Source organism: Streptomyces sp. NBC_01012, assembly GCF_045162755.1.
GTDB lineage: Bacteria > Actinomycetota > Actinomycetes > Streptomycetales > Streptomycetaceae > Streptomyces.
On the sequence record NZ_CP108688.1, the window covers coordinates 3,093,051 to 3,114,804 of the forward strand.

Below are 21,754 nucleotides of genomic sequence, written 5' to 3' on the forward strand. Positions count from 1 at the left end.
TCTGAACGGGTCCGGGGAGAGCCGGCCGGATCACGAGGATCCGGCCGGCCAACCCGTCAGACCTCTTCGACGCTGCTCGGCTCGCGCCGGGACAGGTCGATACCGAGCTCCTCCGCCGCGCGGAAGACGTCCTCGTCCGTGTCACGCATCTCGATGGACATACCGTCCGAGGACAGCACCTCCACGTTGAGGCAGAGCGACTGCATCTCCTTGATGAGCACCTTGAAGGACTCGGGGATGCCGGGCTCGGGGATGTTCTCGCCCTTGACGATCGCCTCGTACACCTTCACGCGGCCGGTCACGTCGTCGGACTTGATCGTCAGGAGTTCCTGGAGGGCGTATGCGGCGCCGTAAGCCTCAAGGGCCCACACCTCCATCTCACCGAATCGCTGACCACCGAACTGCGCCTTACCACCCAGCGGCTGCTGCGTGATCATGGAGTACGGGCCGGTCGAACGGGCGTGGAGCTTGTCGTCGACCAGGTGGTGCAGCTTGAGGATGTACATGTACCCGATCGAGACCGGGTCCGGGAACGGCTCGCCGGAGCGGCCGTCGAACAGGTTGGCCTTGCCCGAGGGCAGGACCAGCCGGTCGCCGTCGCGGTTCGGGATCGTGGCCTGGAAGAGGCCGGTGATCTCGTCCTCGCGCGCACCGTCGAAGACGGGCGTGGCGACGTTGGTGCCGGGGTCGACCTGGTCGGCGCCGATGGCCTGCAGGCGCTGGGCCCACTCGTCACCGAGGCCGGAGACGTCCCAGCCGCGGCTGGCGAGCCAGCCGAGGTGGATCTCCAGGACCTGTCCCGGGTTCATTCGGGACGGGACACCCAGCGGGTTGAGGATGATGTCGACCGGGGTGCCGTCCTCAAGGAACGGCATGTCCTCGATCGGGAGGATCTTCGAGATGACGCCCTTGTTGCCGTGACGGCCGGCGAGCTTGTCACCATCGGTGATCTTGCGCTTCTGCGCGACGTAGACGCGGACCAGCTGGTTCACGCCGGGCGGCAGCTCGTCGCCCTCCTCGCGGTCGAAGACGCGGACGCCGATGACCTTGCCGATCTCGCCGTGCGGGACCTTCAGCGAGGTGTCGCGCACCTCGCGCGCCTTCTCGCCGAAGATCGCGCGGAGCAGACGCTCCTCCGGGGTCAGCTCGGTCTCACCCTTGGGCGTGACCTTGCCGACGAGGATGTCGCCGGCGACGACCTCGGCACCGATACGGATGATGCCGCGCTCGTCGAGGTCGGCGAGGACCTCCTCGGAGACGTTCGGGATGTCCCGGGTGATCTCCTCCGGGCCGAGCTTGGTGTCACGGGCGTCGACCTCGTGCTCCTCGATGTGGATCGAGGAGAGGACGTCGTCCTGCACGAGGCGCTGCGACAGGATGATCGCGTCCTCGTAGTTGTGACCCTCCCACGGCATGAACGCCACGAGCAGGTTCTTGCCGAGCGCCATCTCACCGTTCTCGGTGGCGGGCCCGTCGGCGAGCACCTGGCTCTCGATGACCCGGTCGCCCTCGGAGACGACGACCTTCTGGTTCACCGAGGTGCCCTGGTTGGAGCGCGAGAACTTCGAGATGCGGTACGTGGTGTACGTGCCGTCGTCGTTCGTCACGGTGATGTAGTCCGCGGATACCTCCTGGACCACACCCGCCTTCTCCGCCTTGAGCACGTCACCGGCGTCGGTGGCACAGCGGTACTCCATGCCGGTACCGACCAGCGGCGCCTCGCTCTTGATGAGCGGGACGGCCTGACGCATCATGTTCGCGCCCATGAGGGCACGGTTGGCGTCGTCGTGCTCCAGGAACGGGATCATCGCGGTGGCGACCGACACCATCTGGCGCGGCGAGACGTCCATGTAGTCGACGTCGTCGCCGGGGATGTAGTCGATCTCGCCGCCACGACGGCGGACCAGGACGCGCGCCTCGCTGAAGCGCATGTCCTCGGAGAGCGTCGCGTTCGCCTGGGCGATCACGAAGCGGTCCTCTTCGTCGGCCGTCAGGTAGTCGACGTCGTCGGTGACGACGCCTTCGACGACCTTGCGGTACGGCGTCTCGATGAAGCCGAACGGGTTGATGCGCCCGTAGGAGGCCAGTGAGCCGATCAGACCGATGTTCGGGCCTTCGGGCGTCTCGATCGGGCACATGCGGCCGTAGTGCGACGGGTGAACGTCACGGACCTCGAAGCCGGCGCGCTCACGGGACAGACCACCCGGGCCGAGTGCGTTGAGACGACGCTTGTGCGTCAGACCCGACAGCGGGTTGTTCTGGTCCATGAACTGGGACAGCTGGCTGGTGCCGAAGAACTCCTTGATGGAGGCGACGACCGGCCGGATGTTGATCAGGGTCTGCGGCGTGATCGCCTCGACGTCCTGGGTGGTCATGCGCTCACGCACGACACGCTCCATACGGGCGAGACCCGTACGGACCTGGTTCTGGATGAGCTCACCGACGTTACGGATACGGCGGTTGCCGAAGTGGTCGATGTCGTCGGTCTCGACCATGATCGAGCGACCGGACTCGCCGACCGTCTCGGTCTCACCGGCGTGCAGCTTCACCAGGTACTTGATGCTGGCGATGATGTCGTCGCTGGTGAGGACACCGGCGTCGAGCGGCTCGTCGGCGCCGAGCTTCTTGTTCACCTTGTAGCGGCCGACCTTCGCGAGGTCGTAGCGCTTCGGGTTGAAGTAGAGGTTCTCGAGCAGCGTCTGAGCGGCCTCACGCGTGGGCGGCTCGCCCGGACGCAGCTTGCGGTAGATGTCGAGCAGCGCGTCGTCCTGGCCCTGGGTGTGGTCCTTCTCCAGGGTGGCGCGCATGGACTCGTACTCGCCGAACTCCTCCAGGATCTGCTCGGTGGTCCAGCCGAGAGCCTTCAGGAGGACGGTGACGGACTGCTTGCGCTTGCGGTCGATGCGGACACCGACCATGTCGCGCTTGTCGATCTCCATCTCCAGCCAGGCACCCCGGGACGGGATGATCTTGGCGGAGAAGATGTCCTTGTCGGACGTCTTGTCGATGGAGGAGTCGAAGTAGACACCCGGCGAGCGCACGAGCTGCGACACGACGACACGCTCGGTGCCGTTGATGACGAAGGTGCCCTTGTTGGTCATGAGCGGGAAGTCGCCCATGAAGACCGTCTGAGACTTGATCTCGCCGGTCTCGTTGTTGGTGAACTCGGCCGTGACGAAGAGCGGCGCGGCGAACGTGAAGTCGCGCTCCTTGCACTCGTCGATCGAGTTCTTCGGGGGCTCGAAGCGGTGGTCGCGGAACGTGAGCGACATCGACCCGGAGAAGTCCTCGATCGGGGAGATCTCCTCGAAGATTTCCTCCAGGCCGGACTTGGTGGGGACGTCTTGTCCGCTGTCCAGAGCAGCCTCGACGCGAGCCTTCCAGGCGGCGTTGCCGAGGAGCCAGTCAAAGCTCTCGGTCTGCAGCGCGAGGAGGTTCGGAACCTCGAGGGGCTCCTTGATCTTTGCAAAAGAGATGCGCAGCGGGGCGGTGCTGGCACCGTTGTTCGTATTCGAGGTCGAGGCGTTGCGCGAGGCGGCCAAGAGGGGGTCCTTCCGAGGGCTCGGACTCACTACGCGCGTACCGGCCCCAAGCCGCACACAGAGACAGGAATCCCAAGGTCAGGGAATGTCCGGTCATCGGTGCTAGGCGTGGGCATGCCCCTGGTGACGGGCAGGAGGCAGCTAACAGGCAGCGCAAAGGGTCAGTGTAGCCAAGCGGCACACTGATGTCCAGTCGGGGTTCTCAGAGACCCACGTTGCTCTCAACAGCTGTTCTCAACACCTATGAATAGCCCTCGCGCGGTGTGCGCTCTTCTTTACTGCCCTCTTCGCTCCCGATCCATGCCTCGGATGCGGATCGAGATGACGACGCGTCCTGAGAATTGCGCGCCGCGTGCGGTTCGTCAAGGCCCCCGAGTCCCGGCGAGCGCTCGTCGATCTTCACCTGCGCCCGAGGGACGCCTGTTGACGCCCCGCGGCGCCCCGGAGAAACGCACGGCGAAAGATCACCCTACTCGTCGCGCGCGGAAGATCAAGGCAGCCTCCGATGGCACGCCAAAGGGCGATCACCCGGATGGGTGATCGCCCTTTGCGATGTGACATCCCGCCTCGCGGCGGGACGGTCCTACGGAGTCAGAGGACTCGCAGGGTCACTTGACCTCGACGGAGGCGCCGGCGGCCTTGAGGGACTCGGCAGCCTTGTCCGCGGCCTCCTTGGCGACCTTCTCGAGGACCGGCTTCGGGGTGCCGTCGACGAGGTCCTTGGCCTCCTTCAGACCCAGCGAGGTCAGCTCACGCACGACCTTGATGACCTGGATCTTCTTCTCGCCGGCACCCGTGAGGATGACGTCGAACTCGTCCTGCTCGGCCTCGGCCTCGGCGGCGGGGCCACCCGCGGCGGGACCGGCGACGGCGACCGCGGCGGCGGCGGTGACGTCGAACTTCTCCTCGAACGCCTTAACGAACTCGGAGAGCTCGATGAGGGTGAGCTCCTCGAACTGGGCGAGCAGGTCTTCCTGGCTGAGCTTCGCCATGATGGCGTCCTTCCACTAATTCGGCAGGTGCCGGATGTATATGTAGGCGGGCGTACGGGCCCGCTTCGAGCCGTGGACGCGGAGTGTTACTCCGCCGCCTCGGCGTCGGCGGGAGCCGACGTGTCGGCACCGCCCTGCTCGGCCTTCTTGGCGCGAAGCGCTTCCGCGGTGCGGACGAACTTCGACGGCAGAGCCTGGAAGAGCTGCGCAGCCTGAGTCTGCTTGCCCTTCATGGCGCCGGCCAGCTTGGCGAGCAGAACCTCGCGGGACTCGAGGTCCGCGAGCTTCTTGAACTCGTCGGCGGTCAGCGCCTTGCCGTCAAGGACACCGCCCTTGATGACGAGGTCAGGGTTCTCCTTGGAGAAGTCACGAAGACCCTTCGCCGACTCCACCGGGTCACCGGTGACGAAGGCAACCGCCGTCGGACCCGAGAACAGGTCGTCCAGCGTGTCGATCCCGGCCTCGTTGGCCGCAATCTTGGTCAGCGTGTTCTTCACCACGGCGTACTGGGTGTTCTCACCGAGCGAACGGCGCAGCTCCTTGAGCTGTGCCACGGTGAGACCCCGGTACTCGGTCAGCACGGCGGCGTTCGAGCTGCGGAACTGGTCCGCCAGCTCGGCTACCGCGGCAGCCTTGTCGGGCCTTGCCATGAGCGTCGGCCTCCTTCCGGGTGATGAGGACCGCTCAGAAGGGACCGGGAAAGAAAAAACGCCCCGGCACAGGCGCCAGGGCGTAGCTCGACCGAATGAATCCGGGAGCCTTCCACAGTCACCTGCGCAGGTCGTCCGTTCTCGACGGATCCTTCGGTCACCGTCCCCTCTTACGAAGGAAGCGGCGACGACCAGCGGTCTTTGGCTTCTTATTGAGACTACGCGACCGGGACCGTTCGGAGCAAATCCGTCCCGGTTCGACCACTGCGAGAGGTTTAAGGGGCTTCCCGGCCGGCCACGAGCGGCCCCGGGCCCCCAGGTACGAGCGCGGGCCCCGCGGTCTCCGAAGAGGCTGCGGGGCCCGTGCCATGCCGTGACGCGGCTACCGGGTGAGCACGGGGGCTCAGACGGCGGCCGGGTCCTCCTCGACGAGGAGGTTGCGCACGCGGTTGGCGTCCAGCGGGATGCCGGGGCCCATCGTCGTGCTCATGGTCGCCTTCTTGATGAAGCGACCCTTGGCGGCGGACGGCTTCAGACGGAGGATCTCCTCCAGCGCCGCACCGTAGTTCTCGACCAGCTTCGTGTCATCGAAAGAGGTCTTTCCGATGATGAAGTGCAGGTTCGAGTGCTTGTCGACGCGGAACTCGATCTTGCCGCCCTTGATGTCGTTGACAGCCTTGACGACATCGGGGGTGACGGTGCCGGTCTTCGGGTTCGGCATCAGACCACGCGGACCGAGCACGCGGCCCAGGCGGCCGACCTTGCCCATGAGGTCCGGCGTGGCGACGACGGCGTCGAAGTCCAGACGGCCCTTCGCCACCTCGTCGATGAGCTCGTCGGCGCCGACGATGTCGGCTCCAGCGGCTTCCGCGGCCGCAGCACGGTCACCGGTCGCGAAGACCAGGACCCGGGCGGTCTTGCCGGTGCCGTGCGGGAGGTTCACGGTGCCACGGACCATCTGGTCGGCCTTGCGCGGGTCGACACCCAGCGTGAACGCGACCTCGACGGTGCCGTCGAACTTGGTGGTGGAGGTGTCCTTGGCGATCCGGACGGCCTCGAGCGGGGCGTACGTACGCTCCCGGTCGATCTTCGCGTCCGCAGCGCGGAGGTTCTTGCTGCGCTTCACATCTACTCCTGTGGTTTTCAGAGTGTGGAGTCGTGGTGCGGACCAGCGCTTGGTCCTACCACTGTGGGGCTACGAGGCTGACTCAGCCTTCGACCGTGATGCCCATGGAACGGGCGGTGCCAGCGATGATCTTCGACGCGGCGTCGAGGTCGTTGGCGTTCAGGTCGGGGAGCTTGGTCGTGGCGATCTCGCGGACCTGGTCGGCCGTGAGCTTGGCGACCTTGGTCTTGTGCGGCTCGCCGGAGCCCTTGTCCACACCAGCGGCCTTGAGGATCAGCTTGGCGGCCGGCGGGGTCTTCGTGATGAAGGTGAAGGAGCGGTCCTCGTAGACCGTGATCTCCACCGGCACGACCATGCCACGCTGCGACTCGGTCGCGGCGTTGTAGGCCTTGCAGAACTCCATGATGTTGACGCCGTGCTGGCCCAGTGCGGGACCGACCGGCGGCGCCGGGTTGGCCGCACCGGCGTTGATCTGGAGCTTGATAAGCCCCGTGACCTTCTTCTTCTTGGGAGGCATTGCTCTCTCCGGGTCCTAGTGAGAGTGTTTCGCCGCCATTCCGGTCATCCGGATGGAGGCATACCGCACAACGATAACGGGTATGGCTGCGCGACCAAAAACCAAGCAGGTCAGACCGGCTGCGAAGCCTGTCTGACCTGCTCGGTAGGCATGTGTCCAGGAACGGGCGGAAAGACCGTCAGTTCTTCTGGATCTGGTCGAAGCTGAGCTCGACCGGGGTCTCACGACCGAAGATCTCGACGAGGCCCTTGACCTTCTTCGAGTCGGCGTTGATCTCGTTGATCGTCGCCTGCAGGGTCGCGAACGGGCCGTCGGTGACGGTGACCGAGTCGCCCACCTCGAAGTCCAGGACCTGCACCTCGACCTTGCGGGCCGGAGCCGGCTTGCCCTCGGCCTCGGCAGCCTCGCGGGCAGCCTTCTCCTCGGCCTCGGGGGCGAGCATCTTGACGATCTCGTCCAGGGTCAGCGGGTACGGGTCGTAGGCGTTGCCCACGAAGCCGGTGACGCCCGGGGTGTTGCGGACGACGCCCCAGGACTCGTTCGTCAGGTCCATGCGCACCAGGACGTATCCCGGGAGCTTGTTCTGACGGACGTTCTTCCGCTCACCGTTCTTGATCTGGACGATCTCTTCCTCGGGCACCTCGGCCTGGTAGATGAAGTCCTCGACGTTGAGCGAGACGGCGCGCTGCTCCAGGTTGGCCTTCACGCGCTTCTCGTAACCGGCGTACGTGTGGATGACGTACCACTCACCGGGAAGGCCACGCAGCTCGTCACGGAGGGCGGCGACGGCGTCCACGGGGGCGGCCGGCTCGGCGTCCCCGGCATCGGACTCGTCCGGGGTCTCGTCGGCCTCTGCGCCCTCGGCAGCCGCTTCGTCCTCCGCGACCTCTTCGGCCGCCGCGTCCTCGGCGGCCTTCTGGTCCTCGTCGGACTCGGCACGCACAGCATCCTGCTCGGCGGGCTCGCCCGCGGCGGCGTCAGCAGCGTCGACCTGGTCCGGGGCCACGGCATCCGCCGCCTCGACGATGTCGAGCTCGTCCTCGGCGGACTCGACGGCGCTCGCCGTGGGCTCGGCGTCGTCGTTCAGGTTCGGGTCAGACACGATGGCTGCTTCTTCCTGGATACATATGGGTGGAACATGCGAAAGGGGCGCCGGTGAGGCGCCCTCCGCGGGGATCAGCCGAAGACGTACTTGACGAGCCGCGCGAATCCGAAGTCAATCACGGTGACGAGGCCGATCATCACGACCACGAACACGATCACCACGGACGTGTAGGTCGTCAGCTGGCCGCGCGTGGGCCAGACGACCTTGCGGAGCTCGGCGACGATCTGGCGGTAGAACAGCGCGAGACGGCCCAGAGGGCCCTTCTTTCCGCGCTTGCCGCCCTTCCGTGTCTTCTTCTTCGACTCGGGGGCTTCATCCTCGGCATCAGGCATGTCGATGGAGCCCACGGCGTCCGTCACGCTACTCACCTGATTCCGGGTCGTGGCCGTGCCGCGCCCGGTGGAGCCGCACGGCGGTGCATTGAAGTACGTACATGCGCACACATCCTGGCGAAGGAGTGTGTAGCAGGGCCGGAGGGACTTGAACCCCCAACCGCTGGTTTTGGAGACCAGTGCTCTACCAATTGAGCTACGACCCTTTGTGGTTTCCACCAACCTACCGCATCCTCCCCGGCGGGCCGGTCGGGAAAACGGTGTGGCTGATGAAGGCCAACGACAGGTGAGTGTACGTGTTCAGGGCCGCCGCGTCGAACAGACAACTACCGACCGGTCCTGTCCGGATGCTGTCCGAGTCCTGTCCGGTCCCTGAAACCCCTGTGCCGGGGGGATTTCCGGTCTGCGAGCATGGGGGCATGAGCGCTGCAACTTCTCCGTCCGAGCGCCGGGTTTCGGCCCGCATCGGTGCGATCTCCGAGTCCGCCACCCTCGCCGTCGACGCCAAGGCCAAGGCCCTCAAGGCCGCCGGACGTCCGGTGATCGGTTTCGGCGCCGGTGAGCCCGACTTCCCGACCCCCGGTTACATCGTGGACGCCGCCGTCGAGGCGTGCCGAAACCCGAAGTACCACCGCTACACCCCGGCGGGAGGACTCCCCGAGCTCAAGGCGGCCATCGCGGCGAAGACTCTGCGCGATTCCGGCTACGAGGTCGACGCCTCGCAGGTCCTGGTGACCAACGGCGGCAAGCAGGCCATCTACGAGGCCTTCGCCGCGATCCTCGACCCGGGCGACGAGGTCATCGTCCCCGCCCCGTACTGGACGACCTACCCCGAGTCGATCCGTCTCGCCGGCGGTGTCCCGGTCGACGTGGTGGCCGACGAGACCACGGGCTACCGCGTCTCGGTCGAACAGCTGGAGGCCGCGCGCACCGAGCGCACGAAGGTCGTCCTGTTCGTGTCCCCCTCCAACCCGACGGGCGCGGTCTACAGCGAGGCCGAGACCGAGGCGATCGGCCGCTGGGCCGTGGAGCACGGTCTGTGGGTGCTGACGGACGAGATCTACGAGCACCTGGTCTACGGTGGCGCGTCCGCCGTCTCGCTCCCCGCGGTCGTGCCCGAGCTGCGTGACAAGTGCATCGTGGTCAACGGTGTCGCCAAGACGTACGCCATGACCGGCTGGCGGGTGGGCTGGATCGTCGGCCCCAAGGACGTCGTGAAGGCCGCGACCAACCTGCAGTCGCACGCCACCTCCAACGTCAACAACGTGGCGCAGGCCGCCGCGCTGGCCGCCGTCTCCGGGCCGCTGGACGCGGTCGCCGAGATGCGGACGGCCTTCGACCGCCGGCGGACGACGATCGTGCGCATGCTCAACGAGATCGACGGCGTGCTCTGCCCCGAGCCCGAGGGCGCGTTCTACGCGTACCCGTCGGTGAAGGGGCTGCTCGGCAAGGAGATCCGCGGCAAGCGCCCGGCGGACTCCGTCGAGCTGGCCGCGCTCATCCTGGACGAGGCCGAGGTCGCGGTGGTTCCCGGGGAGGCGTTCGGCACGCCGGGTTACCTGCGGCTGTCCTACGCGCTGGGTGACGACGACCTCGTCGAGGGTGTCTCCCGCCTCCAGAAGCTGCTGGGCGAGGCCCGCGACTGACCCGAGGCCGGCACGGCGACAAGGGCGACTCCCGGCTCAGACCGGGGGTCGCTTTTTCGTTCGAGTGGTAACTCACAGGGGGATCCCGCTACCGCGACACGCCCCACGTGCGGCAAGATCTTCCAATGGAGCGTGACGTACGGCTGTTGCCCAAGGCCCACCTGCACCTGCACTTCACCGGGTCGATGCGGCCCACGACCCTGCTCGAACTCGCGGACAAGTACGGCGTCCGCCTGCCCGACGCACTGACCGGCGGTGAGCCGCCCAAGCTGCGGGCCACCGACGAGCGCGGCTGGTTCCGTTTCCAGCGCCTCTACGACATCGCCCGGTCCTGCCTCCGCTCGCCCGAGGACATCCAGCGGCTCGTGCGCGAGACCGCGATGGAGGATGTCGCGGACGGTTCGGGGTGGCTGGAGATCCAGGTCGACCCCACCTCGTACGCCCCGCTGCTCGGCGGGCTGATCCCGGCGATCGAGATCATCCTGGACGCCGTGGACCGTGCGGCCCGCGAGACCGGGCTCGGGATCCGGGTGGTGATCGCGGCGAACCGGATGAAGCATCCGCTGGACGCCCGGACACTGGCCAGGCTCGCCGTGCGGTACGCGGACCGTGGCGTCATCGGCTTCGGTCTCTCCAACGACGAACGGCGCGGGATGGCCCGGGACTTCGACCGTGCCTTCGCCATCGCCCGCGAGGGCGGGCTGCTCGCCGCCCCGCACGGCGGCGAGCTCTCAGGTCCGTCCAGCGTCCGGGACTGCCTGGACGACCTGGACGCGGCCCGGATCGGGCACGGCGTACGGGCGGCCGAGGACCCGAGGCTGCTGCGCACGCTCGCGGAGCGGGGGGTGACCTGCGAGGTCTGCCCCGCGTCCAATGTGGCGCTCGGGGTCTACGAGAAGCCCTCCGACGTGCCCCTGCGCACCCTGTTCGACGCCGGGGTCCCCATGGCGCTCGGCGCGGACGACCCGCTGCTCTTCGGTTCCCGGCTGGCCGCGCAGTACGACCTCGTACGGCGGCATCACGCGTTCACCGACGAGGAACTGGCCGACCTGGCCCGGCAGTCCGTGCGGGGCTCGGTTGCGCCCGTCGATGTGCGGGAGAAGCTGCTGAGCGGGATCGACGCGTGGCTGGCGCCGGTCGGCTGATACCGGTCAGCTGATGCCGGCCAGCAGGGTGCGCGCCAGGGACACCGCGAACTCGTCCGCCGACTGCGGGGCCTCGTCCATGTCGTACGCGAAGGCACGCTGCGCGTAGGTGTCCGCTCCGGGGCCGGGGGCCCGCGCCCCTCTCGCGCAGCGCCGCTTCGTGACGGCGCTCGAGCCGGGGCCCGGCCCTGCGGGCTACAGGCTGACGCCCACCGTCACCGGTTCGTTGACGAGGGTGACTCCGAAGGCCTCGTGGACACCGGCGACGACCTCGCGGGCCAGGGCGAGCAGGTCCTCGGTGGTGGCGCCGCCCCGGTTGGTGAGGGCGAGCGTGTGCTTGGTGGAGATGCGCGCCGGGCCTGTGCCGTACCCCTTGGTGAAGCCCGCCTTGTCGATGAGCCAGGCGGCCGAGGTCTTCACCCTGCCCTCCCCCGCGGGGAAGACCGGGGGTGTGGCCTCCGCTCCGAGACGCTCGGCGACCCGGCCGACGAAGGCGGCGTGCTCCGCCTCGTCGAGGATCGGGTTGGTGAAGAAGGAGCCGGCGGACCAGGTGTCGTGGTCCTCCGGGTCGAGCACCATCCCCTTGCCCGCCCGCAGCCGCAGGACGGTCTCGCTGGCGGAGGCGGCGGGCACACGGTCGCCCTGTTCGACGCCCATGGCCCTGGCCGTCTCGGGGTAGCGCAGCGGCGCGGACAGCCCGCCCGCGTCCTCCAGGCCGAACCTGACCCGGAGCACGACGTAACGGTCGGGTTCGCCCTTGAAGCGGCTGTGGCGGTACGAGAACGCGCAGGCCTCGTTCGGGAGGGTGACGGTCTCCCCGGTGTGCCGGTCGTAGGCGACGACCTCGGTGATGACCGAGGACACCTCCTGCCCGTACGCACCGACGTTCTGGATCGGTGTCGCCCCGGCCGATCCGGGGATCCCGGCCAGGCACTCGATCCCGGCAAGGCCCGCATCGACCGTACGGGCCACGGCGTCGGTCCAGACCTCGCCCGCGGCCAGTTCGAGCGTCGTACCGGAGAGGGCGAAGCCCTTGGTCGCGATGCGCAGGGCCGTTCCGTCGAAGCCCTTGTCGCCGATGACGAGGTTGGATCCCCCGCCGATGACCAGGAGCGGGGTGCCGGTGTCGTCGGCCTCGCGTACGGCGGCGATCACCTCCGCGTCGGTGGTGGCCGTCAGCAGCCGCCCGGCAGGACCGCCGAGCCGGAAGGTGGTCAGGGGGGCGAGGGGGGCGTCATGGAGTTCCTGCACGGGGACAAGACTACGGTCCATGACCCCGGTACGGGGCCATGGACCGTAGTGGGCGCATCCGCCCCCGACTGCGCGTGGTCAGGCGAGGCGGACGACCGCGCGGGCCATCCCCAGCACCTTCTTGCCGTCGTTCATCGCGGTCAGGTCGACCCGCACCATGTTGTCGTCGAGCTTCGCGGCGACCTTGCCGCTGACCTCGATCAGCGCACCGGTCTCGTCGTTCGGCACGACGACCGGCTTGGTGAACCGCACCCCGTACTCGACGACCGCACCCGGGTCACCGGCCCAGTCGGTGACGACGCGGATCGCCTCGGCCATGGTGAACATGCCGTGCGCGATCACGTCCGGCAGGCCGACCTCGCGCGCGAACTTCTCGTTCCAGTGGATCGGGTTGAAGTCGCCGGACGCACCCGCGTACCGCACGAGCGCCTCCCGGGTCACCGGGAACGACTGCGCCGGCAGCTCCGTACCGACCTCGACCGCCTCGTAGGCAATGCTCGCTGTCATCACGCCTCCTCGGCGGCGCGCGCCACCAGCTTCATCCACGCGGTCACCACGTGTTCACCGGACTCGTCGTGCACCTCGCCGCGGACGTCCAGGATGTCGGTGCCCGCCATCGTCTTGATGGCCTCGATGGTCGAGGTGACCGTCAGCCGGTCCCCCGCCCGCACGGGGCGCGCGTAGGCGAACTTCTGGTCGCCGTGCACCACACGGCTGAAGTCCAGGCCCAGCTGCGGGTCCTCCACCACCTGGCCCGCGGCCCGGTAGGCGATCGAGAAGACGAACGTGGGCGGAGCGATCACATCCGGATATCCCAGGGCCTTGGCGGCCTCCGGGTCCGTGTACGCCGGATTCGCGTCACCCACCGCTTCCGCGAACTCCCGGATCTTCTCCCTGCCGACCTCGTACGCCGGGGTGGGCGGATAGGTCCGCCCCACGAAGGACTGGTCGAGCGCCATGTGCCCGGTACCTCCTGAAGAAAAGTCGAATGGGGCGACGAGGCGACGAATCACCCGAGTCGCCGGATAAACGACACGAGGCCGCCCCCAGGTGGGGACGGCCTCGTGTACGAGCCTGTTTCAGCGCGTTTCGCGGTGCGCGGTGTGCGAGTTGCAGCGCGGGCAGTGCTTCTTCATCTCAAGACGGTCCGGGTTGTTACGCCGGTTCTTCTTGGTGATGTAGTTCCGCTCCTTGCACTCCACGCAGGCCAGCGTGATCTTCGGGCGGACGTCGGTGGCAGCCACGTGAGTGCTCCTTGGACGGACGGATGGACGGATGAACGCAAAAAAGAGTAGCCGATCGAAGGACCGACCCCACAATCGGCTACCGTTAGTAGCGGTGACCGGACTTGAACCGGTGACACAGCGATTATGAGCCGCTTGCTCTACCGACTGAGCTACACCGCTTTGATGACGGCTTTCCCCCGCCGAAGCGGGGTTACCCGATCACCAGAGCCCCAATGCGGAATCGAACCGCAGACCTTCTCCTTACCATGGAGACGCTCTACCGACTGAGCTATTGGGGCGAGCGAGGAAGACATTACACGCTCCGTCGCCGATCGCCCAAATCCGTTTCCGCCGCCCTCACCCGGCCCCCCGCCACCCCTGCGAACACCCCCCTGATCAGGGGCTTGATCAGCCGGTACGGCACCTCCGCGCACCGGCACGCGGGCCCCGGTGACGCACCTCTCCCCACCCCGCCCCGCGGAGCCACATTCGTATGACTGATCCGCTGCTCCTCGGAGCCGGCGGGACAGCCCTTAGGCTCGGCGCACTCTGCGTGATCTTGTATTCCCTCCAGGAGCGGCGCGATGCCCGAAACCCCCGGCGAGGCACCAGCGCTCCTCCTCAGCGGGGCGCGGCTGGCGGACGGGCGCACCGTCGACGTACGGATCGGCGGCACCCGTATCGAGGCCGTCGGCACAGCGGGCAGCCTCAGCACCGCCAGGAACCGCCTGGACCTGCGCGGATACCTCCTGCTTCCGGCCCCGGCCGAGCCTCACTCGCACGCCGACACCGCGCTCACCGGCGACTCGGGCGGCCCGCCCTCCCGCCGCCCGGAGGACGTGAGGCGCCGCGCGACCGAGGCCGCACTGCTCCAGCTCAGCCACGGGGCCACCGCGCTGCGCGCCCATGTGCGCGTCGGCGACGTACAGGGGCTCGGCCCGCTGGAGGGCGTACTGGCGGCCGGCCGTTCCCTGCGGGGCCTCACCGAGCTGTCCGCCGTCGCGGTGCCCCGGCTCCTCACGGGCGTCGCGGGCGCCGACGGCCGCGCCGCGCTCCGCGACGCCGTGGACATGGGGGCCGGCGCCATCGGCGGCTGCCCCGACCTCGACCCCGACCCGGCCGGCCACACCGAAGCGGTCCTGGAACTCGCCGCCGCCCACGGACTCCCCGTGGACCTGCACACGGACGGTGACGACCCGGCCCGCCTCGCCCGGCTGACCGCCATGGCAGGCGGGCTCCGCCCCGGCGTCTGCCTCGGCCCCTGTACGGGCCTTTCCCGGCTCCCCTCCGAAGAGGCGGCCCGCGCCGCCGACCGGCTGGCCGCGGCCGCCGTGACCGTGGTCTGCCTCCCCCAGGGCGGCTGCTCGGGCGCCCGGCTGCGCGGAGCCCCTCCCGTGGGGCTGCTGCACGCCGCGGGCGTACGGGTGGCCGCGGGCAGCGGGGCCCTGCGCGACTGCGCCAACCCGGTCGGCCGGGGTGACCCGCTGGAGGCGGCGTACCTGCTGGCCTCGCGGGAGGGCCTCGGCCCCGAACCCGCCTACGACGCCGTCGCCGGCTCCGCCAGGGCGGCACTCGGCCTGCCCCGCGTACGCGTCGAGGCCGGCTTCCCCGCCGAACTGCTCGCCGTGCGCGGGGATGGGCTGGCCGGGGCGTTGTCCCTCGCGTACAGCAGGATCGTGGTGCACCGCGGACGCGTGGTGGCCCGGACCAGCGCCGTACGCGAGTACAGCGATTCGGGGGCGGCGGCGGAGGCCCTGGACCTCCCCCGCCAGGGCCGCGCCGATTCCGGCCCCTGCGGCGGGCCTTGAGCGCACGAGCTCCCCGCGGCGTACGGTCGGACGTATGCGCATTGTCATTGCAGGTGGACATGGTCAGATCGCGCTGCGGCTGGAGCGGCTGCTCGCCGCGCGCGGTGACGAAGCGGTGGGCGTCATCCGCGATCCGCAGCAGAGCGAGGACCTGAGGGCGGCAGGGGCCGAGGCCGTCGTGCTGGACCTCGAATCGGCGTCCGTCGCGGATGTGGCGGAGGTCCTGCGGGGCGCGGACGCCGCGGTGTTCGCGGCCGGCGCCGGCCCGAACAGCGGTTCGGCACGCAAGGACACGGTGGACCGCGGAGCGGCCGTGCTCTTCGCGGACGCGGCGGAGCAGGCGGGGGTGCGGCGCTATGTCGTGGTGTCCTCCATGGGCGCCGACCCCGCGCACACCGGGGACGAGGTCTTCGACATCTACCAGCGGGCCAAGGGCGAGGCGGACGCGTACGTACGCTCCAGGGGCGGCCTGGACTGGACGGTCCTGCGCCCCGGGATGCTCACGAACGAGGCCGGCACCGGCCAGGTCCTGCTCGCGGCATCGACGGGCCGCGGCCCGGTCCCGCGCGACGACGTGGCGGCGGTACTGCTGGAGCTGCTGGACACCCCGGCGACGGCCGGGCTGACGCTGGAACTGATCAGCGGGAGCAAGCCGGTCGCGGTCGCGGTGAAGGACATCGCGGGGAACTGAGCGGGGGCGGGTGCGGGGGCCTCGCGCGGGGGCGGGGGCCTCGTGCGGGGCGGCCGGGGCCTCGTGCGGGGGCCGGGCTCCCGGAGGTACGGAGGTACGCGTACCCGCTGCCACGCTGCGAGGCGTTGCTGCCGCCTGTCGGCCCGTCAGCGGGATAGCGTCGGCCGCATGGACGGTGGCCCGAACAGCCGGGGCTGGATCCCCTGCTACCTCAGCGGAATGGTGTTCGCCGTATGCATGGCCGGGACCACCCTGCCGACCCCGCTCTACGGCCTCTACCAGGACAAGCTCGGGTTCTCCGAGCTGACGGTGACCGTCGTGTACGCCGTGTACGCCTTCGGCGTCATCGGGGTGCTGCTGCTGGCCGGAAACGCCTCCGACGCGCTCGGCAGACGCCCCGTCCTGCTCTGGGGCCTGGTCTTCGCGGCGGCGAGCGCCGTCTGCTTCCTGTGTGCCGACGCCCTGGGCTGGCTCTTCGTGGGGCGGCTGCTGTCGGGCCTGTCGGCGGGGCTGTTCACCGGGGCGGCCACCGCGTACGTCATGGAGCTGGCGCCCCGTAAGGGCTCCTCCCGGGCCTCGTTCGTGGCGACGGCCGCCAACATGGGCGGTCTGGGCTGCGGACCGCTGCTCGCCGGAATCCTCGCGCAGTACGCACCCTGGCCGCTGCACCTGCCGTTCATCGCGCACCTGGCGCTGGTGGCCGTATCGGCGGCCCTTCTGATCGGCCTGAGGGAGACGGTGGCCGAGCGGCGGCCGCTGCGCACCGTACGGCCGCAGCGTCCCGGGCTGCCGCCGCAGGTCCGGGCGGTGTTCGGGCCCGCGGCACTCGCCTCCTTCGTGGGGTTCGCCCTGTTCGGGGTGTTCACCTCGGTCAGCCCCGCGTTCCTCTCCGAGTACCTGGACGTGGACGACCACGCCGTGAGCGGACTGGTCGTCGCACTGGCCTTCTTCGCCTCGGTCGCCGGCCAGTCGACGGTCGGCCGGATCGGCGAACAGCGTTCACTGCCGCTGGGCTGTGTGGGCCTCCTGGCCGGTCTGGCGCTGCTCGCCGGCGCGCTCCAGTGGCAGCTGCTGCCCCTGGTCGTGCTGAGCGCGCTCCTCGGCGGCGCGGGTCAGGGACTCGCGTTCCGGGCAGCCTTGTCGCAGGTGGCAGCGGCATCGCCCGCGGACGGGCGCGCGGCGGTGATCTCGACGCTGTTCGTGGTGGCGTACGCGGGCATCTCACTGCCGGTGATCGGCGTGGGCATCCTTTCGAGCCCCCTCGGGCTCCAGGACGCGGGACTCGTCTTCATCGCCTGCATGGCCGTCCTGGTCATCTGCGCCGGCGTCTACCTCCTGCGCCGCCCGGCCCCTACCCGGCAGTGAATCCGGCCGGCTCGACGGCGAGGCAGCCGGCACCGCGGGGCGGGACCTTCAGCGAGATCAGATGGGCGTCGGCCACGTCCCGCACGCAGGGGCTGCTGTTGTACGTCCCGTGGCCCCAGCCCTCATAGGTGTGCAGGACCGCGCTGGTGCCGAGCGGCCCGGACACGTGCGTGGCCCAGTTGTAGCCGGGGGCCTGCCCGGCCGCCTGCGCCGCTCGTCCCGCCGGCGGTGTGTGCGACGGAACGGGGCGCCCCCAACTTCGGCGCTCGTGCGCCCGGCCATGCAAAAGGGCCCATGAGCAGCATTTCTGCTGTTCACGAGCCCTCCCCTCGGTGAGCTTCCCCCGAAAGGGCGGGCTACGAGGCGCCTGTTCCTTGGTTCTGGTAAGAGGCGGCCCTGGTGGCTACCAGGGTGCCGTTGGCTCCCGGGTCCTGCGGCACGGGAAGCACCTTCTCGCTGCTGCAAATCAACTGAACCTTGCCCGCCGTCGCCAGGGTCACAACTCCGGTGGCGCTCAATGACGCCTCGTTGTACCCGCTGCCTCGGGGCGTTGCCATTGTGGGGCCACCCGTGACGTAGCAGCTCGCCTTGTCCGCGTATTTGAGGTGGGCGGAACCGGTCAAGGTGTAGGTCCCTGCAGGAAGCGACAGAGCGACAACCTGCTTGTTGGTCGTGCCGATCGAGTTCACCGCTGCGGCCTTGTAGACATCACCCGGGGCTGCGGACGCGGCGGCGGCCGAGGCCGATGGCCTCGTCGTATGCCTCGCGCGCCAGCCGGTGTAGCCGCTCGAAGAGGCCACGGGCGATCCACTCGTCCCGCCGAGCCCTCATCGTGGTTGCCGAGCAGGTGTGGTCGGCATGCTGCTGGTAGGTGCCTCCGAGCACGAGGCGGGCCAGGAGCTTGTCGAACACGACCCGATCGGGGATGCGCGGACGGTGGCAGCCCAATGGATGAACGGCCACTGCCCGCTTTGGCAGGAGGGCTTGGAACTGGTCCCACAACGGGTCGGTCATGGATGAGGGCAGGACGGGCACGTGACCTTCGCTCGGCCGTGGAGGACGTTGACCAGCAAGTCCCGCCGAGGTGCACCGCCCTGGCCCTCGGGGAGGCACACCCCGGCGGGGCGAAGGTCACCCGGCCTGTTCCTGCAGGTCCGCTACGCAAACGGGCGCGGGCATGCGCCAAGCCACAACCGCACCGGTCACGAGCCCCATGACGGCCAGCAGGGTGGCCACCAGGAACGGATCGAAGGAGTGCAAGGACGGGGCGAACCCGATCCCGACGCAGACTGCTACCCCGGTCGCACCGCCCAGCTGGTCAGCCGCGCGCTGGATGCCCGAGGCGGTCCCGGCGTCGTCCTCGGTGACGCCGCTGACCGCGAGGTACTGGAGCCCCACGATGCCGAACCCCATCCCGGCCGCGATCAGGAGCATGGCCGGGATCATCGTCAGGCCGCTTGCCCGCAGGGCCGCGATGGCCGCGATCGCGGCCATCGCGGCCGCGGTGAACCCGATGCCGGCAAGCACACACGCGCGTGCTCCCCAGCGGCGCAGCAGACGAGGCACGAGCATGGAGAACACGATCAGCGAGACCGCCAGAGGCAGCATCGTCAGACCCGCGCCCAACGGGCCGATGCCCAACCGGTCCTGCAGATAGAAGGTGAACAGCAGAAACGAGGTCGACAACCCCCCGCTCAACAGCATCGTGGCCAGGTTGGCCGCTACACGCGTGCGGTTCGCGAAGAAGCGCAGCGGCAGCAGCGGGTTGCGCGAGCGTGCCTCGACCCGCACGAACCCGGCCCCGGCGGCCACCGCCCCGGCCAGCGCCCCCAGGACCACCCATGCGTGCGTTCCGGGTTCGCCGGCCTCGACCACGCCGAAGATGAACAGCAGCGGGCAAGCGGTCAGCAACAGCGCGCCGCGAAGGTCCAGCCGCGGGGCGTCCTTGGCCACTGGCCGGTCCCCCTCGACGAGGAAGACAGCGGCCAGCAGCACGACCAGGACGAACGGAACCGAGACCAGGAAGATCCACCGCCACCCCAGGTGGGCGGTGACGATTCCGGACAGGACGAATCCGAGCACGAGACCGCAGCTGGCCACCGCCGCCCACACGCTCAGGGCCCTCGACCGACGCGGACCTTCGGGGAACATCAGGACGATGGTGGCCATTGCAGCGGGCAGCGCGATGGCCTCACCGGCGCCCTGCAACAGGCGCGCGACCACCAGTAGAGAAAACGTGGGGGCCAGGCCCGCCAGCAGCGACGCGGCGCCGAACAGGCCGGTGCCGAGCAGCAGCACGCGCCGCCGCCCGAGCAGGTCGCCCAGCCGGCCACCGAGCATCAGCAGCCCACCACCGGCGACTGTGTACCCGACCACAACCCAGGTCAGGGAGTGCCCGTCGATGTCGAAGTCGGCGCCGATCGAGGGCAGGGCGATGTTGACCACGGTCACGTCGACCGCAATGAAGAACTGCAGCATGGACACCGCGCACAGCACCAGCCATGCGCGTGCCGGGGACGGGCTGTGCCCGCGGAAAGAAAGGATGCCTGGAAGCATCAGGTGCTCCGTCGCTCAGAAGAAGTTCTGAGCAGCACAAACGTGCCGCTCCGGTCTGATCACGAAGCGGCTGGACGTCCAGGAGTGTGTGAGTCGAACGTCCCGCCGCTAGCGGGACGTCCTGGTCACTGCGGCGCAAGCGGCCGCACACGAAGTAGCAGACATGCCGTGAACGCTACCAGGGCGGAGACGCGCTCAGACACCTGCCTGACGTCTCATCTCTTCACTCGTAGGCCCGTTGTACAGAGCTTCCTGGGCACGGGAAGCGCGTCGCCGCGGAGTACCTATCCACGCGATCTCTTAGGCGTAGATCTTGTTGCGGCGGCGTTCACGGGACTGCTGCACGGATGGGTGGCACCTTGACCTGACCTGGTTTGCTGAGAGGCGGCCTGGAAGGATGTTGCCGTGCCCGTGCCCGTGCCCGGACGGAGCCGCAGCAACAGCGAACGCCCGGATCGAGGCGATGCTGCGGGGCGGGCGGCCGGTAGCCGCCGAAGGTGCCCCATGCCCGCCCCACACAGGCTGGTCAACGGTGGGATTTGGGTGAGACAAGGTGAGAACACCGGCCGCCCGGCACCTTCCGCGGCCACGCCTCCACACATGCAGAAACCCCGCCCGACCTGGTGTTTAAGCAGGTCGGACGGGGTTTCCCGTCCTGTGGCGGCGCCAGGGTTCGAACCTGGGTAGGCTGAGCCGGCAGATTTACAGTCTGCTCCCTTTGGCCACTCGGGCACACCGCCTGGAACGACGCGTCGGATCCCGGTGAGAGGTCCTTGGCGACGTCGTAAACGATACCTGATGCCCAGGGGTGCTACGCCACCTGGTTGATCAGCGCCGGGCGCGCGCGGCGGTGGCTAGGCTTTGCGCTGTACCCACCGCATACGACGCAAGGAGCCACACGTCATGGCCGACTCCAGTTTCGACATCGTCTCGAAGGTCGAGCGGCAGGAGGTCGACAACGCCCTCAACCAGGCCGCCAAGGAGATCTCCCAGCGCTACGACTTCAAGGGCACGGGCGCGTCGATCGCCTGGTCCGGCGAGAAGATCCTGATGGAGGCGAACGGCGAGGAGCGGGTCAAGGCGATCCTCGACATCTTCCAGTCCAAGCTGATCAAGCGAGGCATCTCCCTGAAGTCGCTGGACGCGGGCGAGCCGCAGCTTTCCGGCAAGGAGTACAAGATCTTCGCCACGATCGAGGAGGGCATCTCCCAGGAGAACGCCAAGAAGGTGGCGAAGATCATTCGCGATGAGGGCCCGAAGGGCGTCAAGGCGCTGGTCCAGGGCGACGAGCTGCGGGTCAGCTCCAAGAGCCGTGACGACCTGCAGACCGTGCAGGCGCTGATCAAGGAGAAGGACCTCGACTTCGCCGTGCAGTTCGCCAACTACAGGTAGCGGACTCGCTGTCAGATGCAGTGGCTACGGGGCGGGTCGTACCGAGGGGCACGACCCGCCCCGTAGCCGTGTTCGACAAGGGATATGCGGGACGCGGTCAGCGGCGGCTGCGGGAATTGCCGAAGAGCAGCCGGTAGGCGATCAGCAGGACGAGGGAGCCGGCGATGGCCGCGACCCAGGTGGCCGTGTCGTAGAAGTCCGTGCTGATCGGGCGGTCGAGGAAACGGGACGACAGCCAGCCGCCCAGGAAGGCCCCCACGATGCCTATGAGGGTCGTGCCGACGATGCCACCGGGGTCGCGGCCCGGCAGAATGAACTTGGCTATGGCTCCGGCCAGCAGCCCGAGGATGATCCAACTGATGATGCTCATGTTCGCGTACCTACCCGTCACTTGTTCCTGCAAGCCAAGA

The 21,754-nt window shown here is 68.8% G+C and carries 21 protein-coding genes, 4 tRNA genes and 1 pseudogene; 6 read left to right on the forward strand and 20 right to left on the reverse strand.

The genetic code is table 11. From position 1 onward, the window contains the following. Window positions 1-56: 56 nt before the first annotated feature. The 8 genes from rpoB to OG623_RS13770 all read right to left on the reverse strand — a co-directional run bounded on the left by rpoB (window position 57) and on the right by OG623_RS13770 (window position 8,470). Entirely contained in the window at window positions 57-3,542 is a 3,486-nt protein-coding gene (gene rpoB / locus OG623_RS13735) for a DNA-directed RNA polymerase subunit beta (RefSeq protein ID WP_406146647.1), read from the reverse strand. A 608-nt stretch (window positions 3,543-4,150) separates the two neighbouring features. After that, a complete protein-coding gene (gene rplL, locus OG623_RS13740) occupies window positions 4,151-4,534 on the reverse strand; it encodes a 50S ribosomal protein L7/L12 (RefSeq protein WP_099173857.1) in 384 nt (127 codons plus the stop codon). An 86-nt stretch (window positions 4,535-4,620) separates the two neighbouring features. Beyond that, complete coding sequence (rplJ, locus tag OG623_RS13745; protein WP_406146649.1) at window positions 4,621-5,184, reverse strand: 50S ribosomal protein L10; 564 nt, start codon at window positions 5,182-5,184, stop codon at window positions 4,621-4,623. 403 nt (window positions 5,185-5,587) lie between these two features. Further along, window positions 5,588-6,310: a 50S ribosomal protein L1 gene (rplA, locus tag OG623_RS13750; protein WP_406146651.1), complete on the reverse strand. Its 723-nt coding sequence runs from the start codon at window positions 6,308-6,310 to the stop codon at window positions 5,588-5,590. Between the two features lie 82 nt (window positions 6,311-6,392). Further along, complete coding sequence (rplK, locus tag OG623_RS13755; RefSeq protein WP_018550660.1) at window positions 6,393-6,827, reverse strand: 50S ribosomal protein L11; 435 nt, start codon at window positions 6,825-6,827, stop codon at window positions 6,393-6,395. A 178-nt stretch (window positions 6,828-7,005) separates the two neighbouring features. Continuing rightward, on the reverse strand, window positions 7,006-7,929 hold the full coding sequence (nusG, locus tag OG623_RS13760) for a transcription termination/antitermination protein NusG (protein ID WP_406146653.1): 924 nt from the start codon (window positions 7,927-7,929) through the stop codon (window positions 7,006-7,008). 74 nt (window positions 7,930-8,003) lie between these two features. Next, the gene (gene secE / locus OG623_RS13765; protein WP_406146654.1) at window positions 8,004-8,291 is read right to left on the reverse strand and encodes a preprotein translocase subunit SecE; all 288 of its coding nucleotides are present in this window, start codon (window positions 8,289-8,291) and stop codon (window positions 8,004-8,006) included. A 106-nt stretch (window positions 8,292-8,397) separates the two neighbouring features. Continuing rightward, window positions 8,398-8,470 (reverse strand) — tRNA-Trp (locus tag OG623_RS13770). Window positions 8,471-8,683: 213 nt separating this feature from the next. Between OG623_RS13770 and OG623_RS13775 the strand changes: the two genes are divergently transcribed. Further along, window positions 8,684-9,910 (forward strand): pyridoxal phosphate-dependent aminotransferase, encoded by a 1,227-nt coding sequence (locus tag OG623_RS13775; protein WP_406146656.1) that lies wholly within the window; start codon window positions 8,684-8,686, stop codon window positions 9,908-9,910. A gap of 125 nt (window positions 9,911-10,035) precedes the next feature. Then, window positions 10,036-11,055 carry an adenosine deaminase gene (locus tag OG623_RS13780; protein WP_406146658.1) on the forward strand — a complete coding sequence of 340 codons (1,020 nt, stop codon included), beginning with the start codon at window positions 10,036-10,038 and terminating at the stop codon, window positions 11,053-11,055. Between the two features lie 195 nt (window positions 11,056-11,250). Here OG623_RS13780 and OG623_RS13785 read toward each other — a convergent pair whose 3' ends face one another. The 6 genes from OG623_RS13785 to OG623_RS13810 form a co-directional block, all read right to left on the reverse strand. Further along, complete coding sequence (locus OG623_RS13785) at window positions 11,251-12,306, reverse strand: UDP-N-acetylmuramate dehydrogenase (RefSeq protein ID WP_406146660.1); 1,056 nt, start codon at window positions 12,304-12,306, stop codon at window positions 11,251-11,253. 78 nt (window positions 12,307-12,384) lie between these two features. Next, on the reverse strand, window positions 12,385-12,813 hold the full coding sequence (locus OG623_RS13790; RefSeq protein ID WP_406146662.1) for a MaoC family dehydratase: 429 nt from the start codon (window positions 12,811-12,813) through the stop codon (window positions 12,385-12,387). Beyond that, entirely contained in the window at window positions 12,813-13,265 is a 453-nt protein-coding gene (locus tag OG623_RS13795; RefSeq protein WP_406146664.1) for a MaoC family dehydratase N-terminal domain-containing protein, read from the reverse strand. Before OG623_RS13795 ends, OG623_RS13790 begins: the two co-directional genes overlap by 1 nt. Before the next feature lie 120 nt (window positions 13,266-13,385). Continuing rightward, the gene (gene rpmG / locus OG623_RS13800) at window positions 13,386-13,550 is read right to left on the reverse strand and encodes a 50S ribosomal protein L33 (RefSeq protein WP_003956487.1); all 165 of its coding nucleotides are present in this window, start codon (window positions 13,548-13,550) and stop codon (window positions 13,386-13,388) included. Between the two features lie 89 nt (window positions 13,551-13,639). After that, window positions 13,640-13,712, reverse strand: a tRNA-Met gene (locus OG623_RS13805). 46 nt (window positions 13,713-13,758) lie between these two features. Further along, window positions 13,759-13,831: transfer RNA gene (locus OG623_RS13810), tRNA-Thr, on the reverse strand. 285 nt (window positions 13,832-14,116) lie between these two features. Here OG623_RS13810 and OG623_RS13815 point away from each other — a divergent pair. From OG623_RS13815 to OG623_RS13825, 3 genes are all read left to right on the forward strand, one after another. Beyond that, window positions 14,117-15,340, forward strand: a complete 1,224-nt coding sequence (locus tag OG623_RS13815; protein ID WP_406146666.1) for an amidohydrolase family protein — start codon at window positions 14,117-14,119, stop codon at window positions 15,338-15,340. 34 nt (window positions 15,341-15,374) lie between these two features. Further along, window positions 15,375-16,031: an SDR family oxidoreductase gene (locus OG623_RS13820; protein WP_406146668.1), complete on the forward strand. Its 657-nt coding sequence runs from the start codon at window positions 15,375-15,377 to the stop codon at window positions 16,029-16,031. 168 nt (window positions 16,032-16,199) lie between these two features. Beyond that, window positions 16,200-17,396 (forward strand): MFS transporter, encoded by a 1,197-nt coding sequence (locus tag OG623_RS13825; RefSeq protein WP_406146670.1) that lies wholly within the window; start codon window positions 16,200-16,202, stop codon window positions 17,394-17,396. Here the strand turns inward: OG623_RS13825 and OG623_RS13830 are convergent. From OG623_RS13830 to OG623_RS13850, 5 genes and pseudogenes are all read right to left on the reverse strand, one after another. Next, complete coding sequence (locus OG623_RS13830) at window positions 17,383-17,682, reverse strand: alpha/beta hydrolase (protein WP_406146672.1); 300 nt, start codon at window positions 17,680-17,682, stop codon at window positions 17,383-17,385. The genes OG623_RS13825 and OG623_RS13830 overlap by 14 nt on opposite strands. Window positions 17,683-17,752: 70 nt before the next feature. Continuing rightward, complete coding sequence (locus tag OG623_RS13835) at window positions 17,753-18,085, reverse strand: hypothetical protein (RefSeq protein WP_406146674.1); 333 nt, start codon at window positions 18,083-18,085, stop codon at window positions 17,753-17,755. A gap of 49 nt (window positions 18,086-18,134) precedes the next feature. Then, window positions 18,135-18,431: pseudogene (locus tag OG623_RS13840) on the reverse strand (transposase); the annotation flags it as partial. Window positions 18,432-18,527: 96 nt separating this feature from the next. Continuing rightward, entirely contained in the window at window positions 18,528-19,880 is a 1,353-nt protein-coding gene (locus OG623_RS13845; RefSeq protein WP_406151810.1) for an MFS transporter, read from the reverse strand. A 730-nt stretch (window positions 19,881-20,610) separates the two neighbouring features. After that, a tRNA-Tyr gene (locus OG623_RS13850) sits at window positions 20,611-20,692 on the reverse strand. A 163-nt stretch (window positions 20,693-20,855) separates the two neighbouring features. Here OG623_RS13850 and OG623_RS13855 point away from each other — a divergent pair. Continuing rightward, window positions 20,856-21,344, forward strand: a complete 489-nt coding sequence (locus OG623_RS13855) for a YajQ family cyclic di-GMP-binding protein (RefSeq protein WP_362888621.1) — start codon at window positions 20,856-20,858, stop codon at window positions 21,342-21,344. Between the two features lie 97 nt (window positions 21,345-21,441). On the opposite strand, the gene OG623_RS13860 is transcribed toward OG623_RS13855, so the two are convergent. Beyond that, window positions 21,442-21,714, reverse strand: a complete 273-nt coding sequence (locus tag OG623_RS13860) for a GlsB/YeaQ/YmgE family stress response membrane protein (protein ID WP_406146676.1) — start codon at window positions 21,712-21,714, stop codon at window positions 21,442-21,444. Window positions 21,715-21,754: the final 40 nt, after the last annotated feature.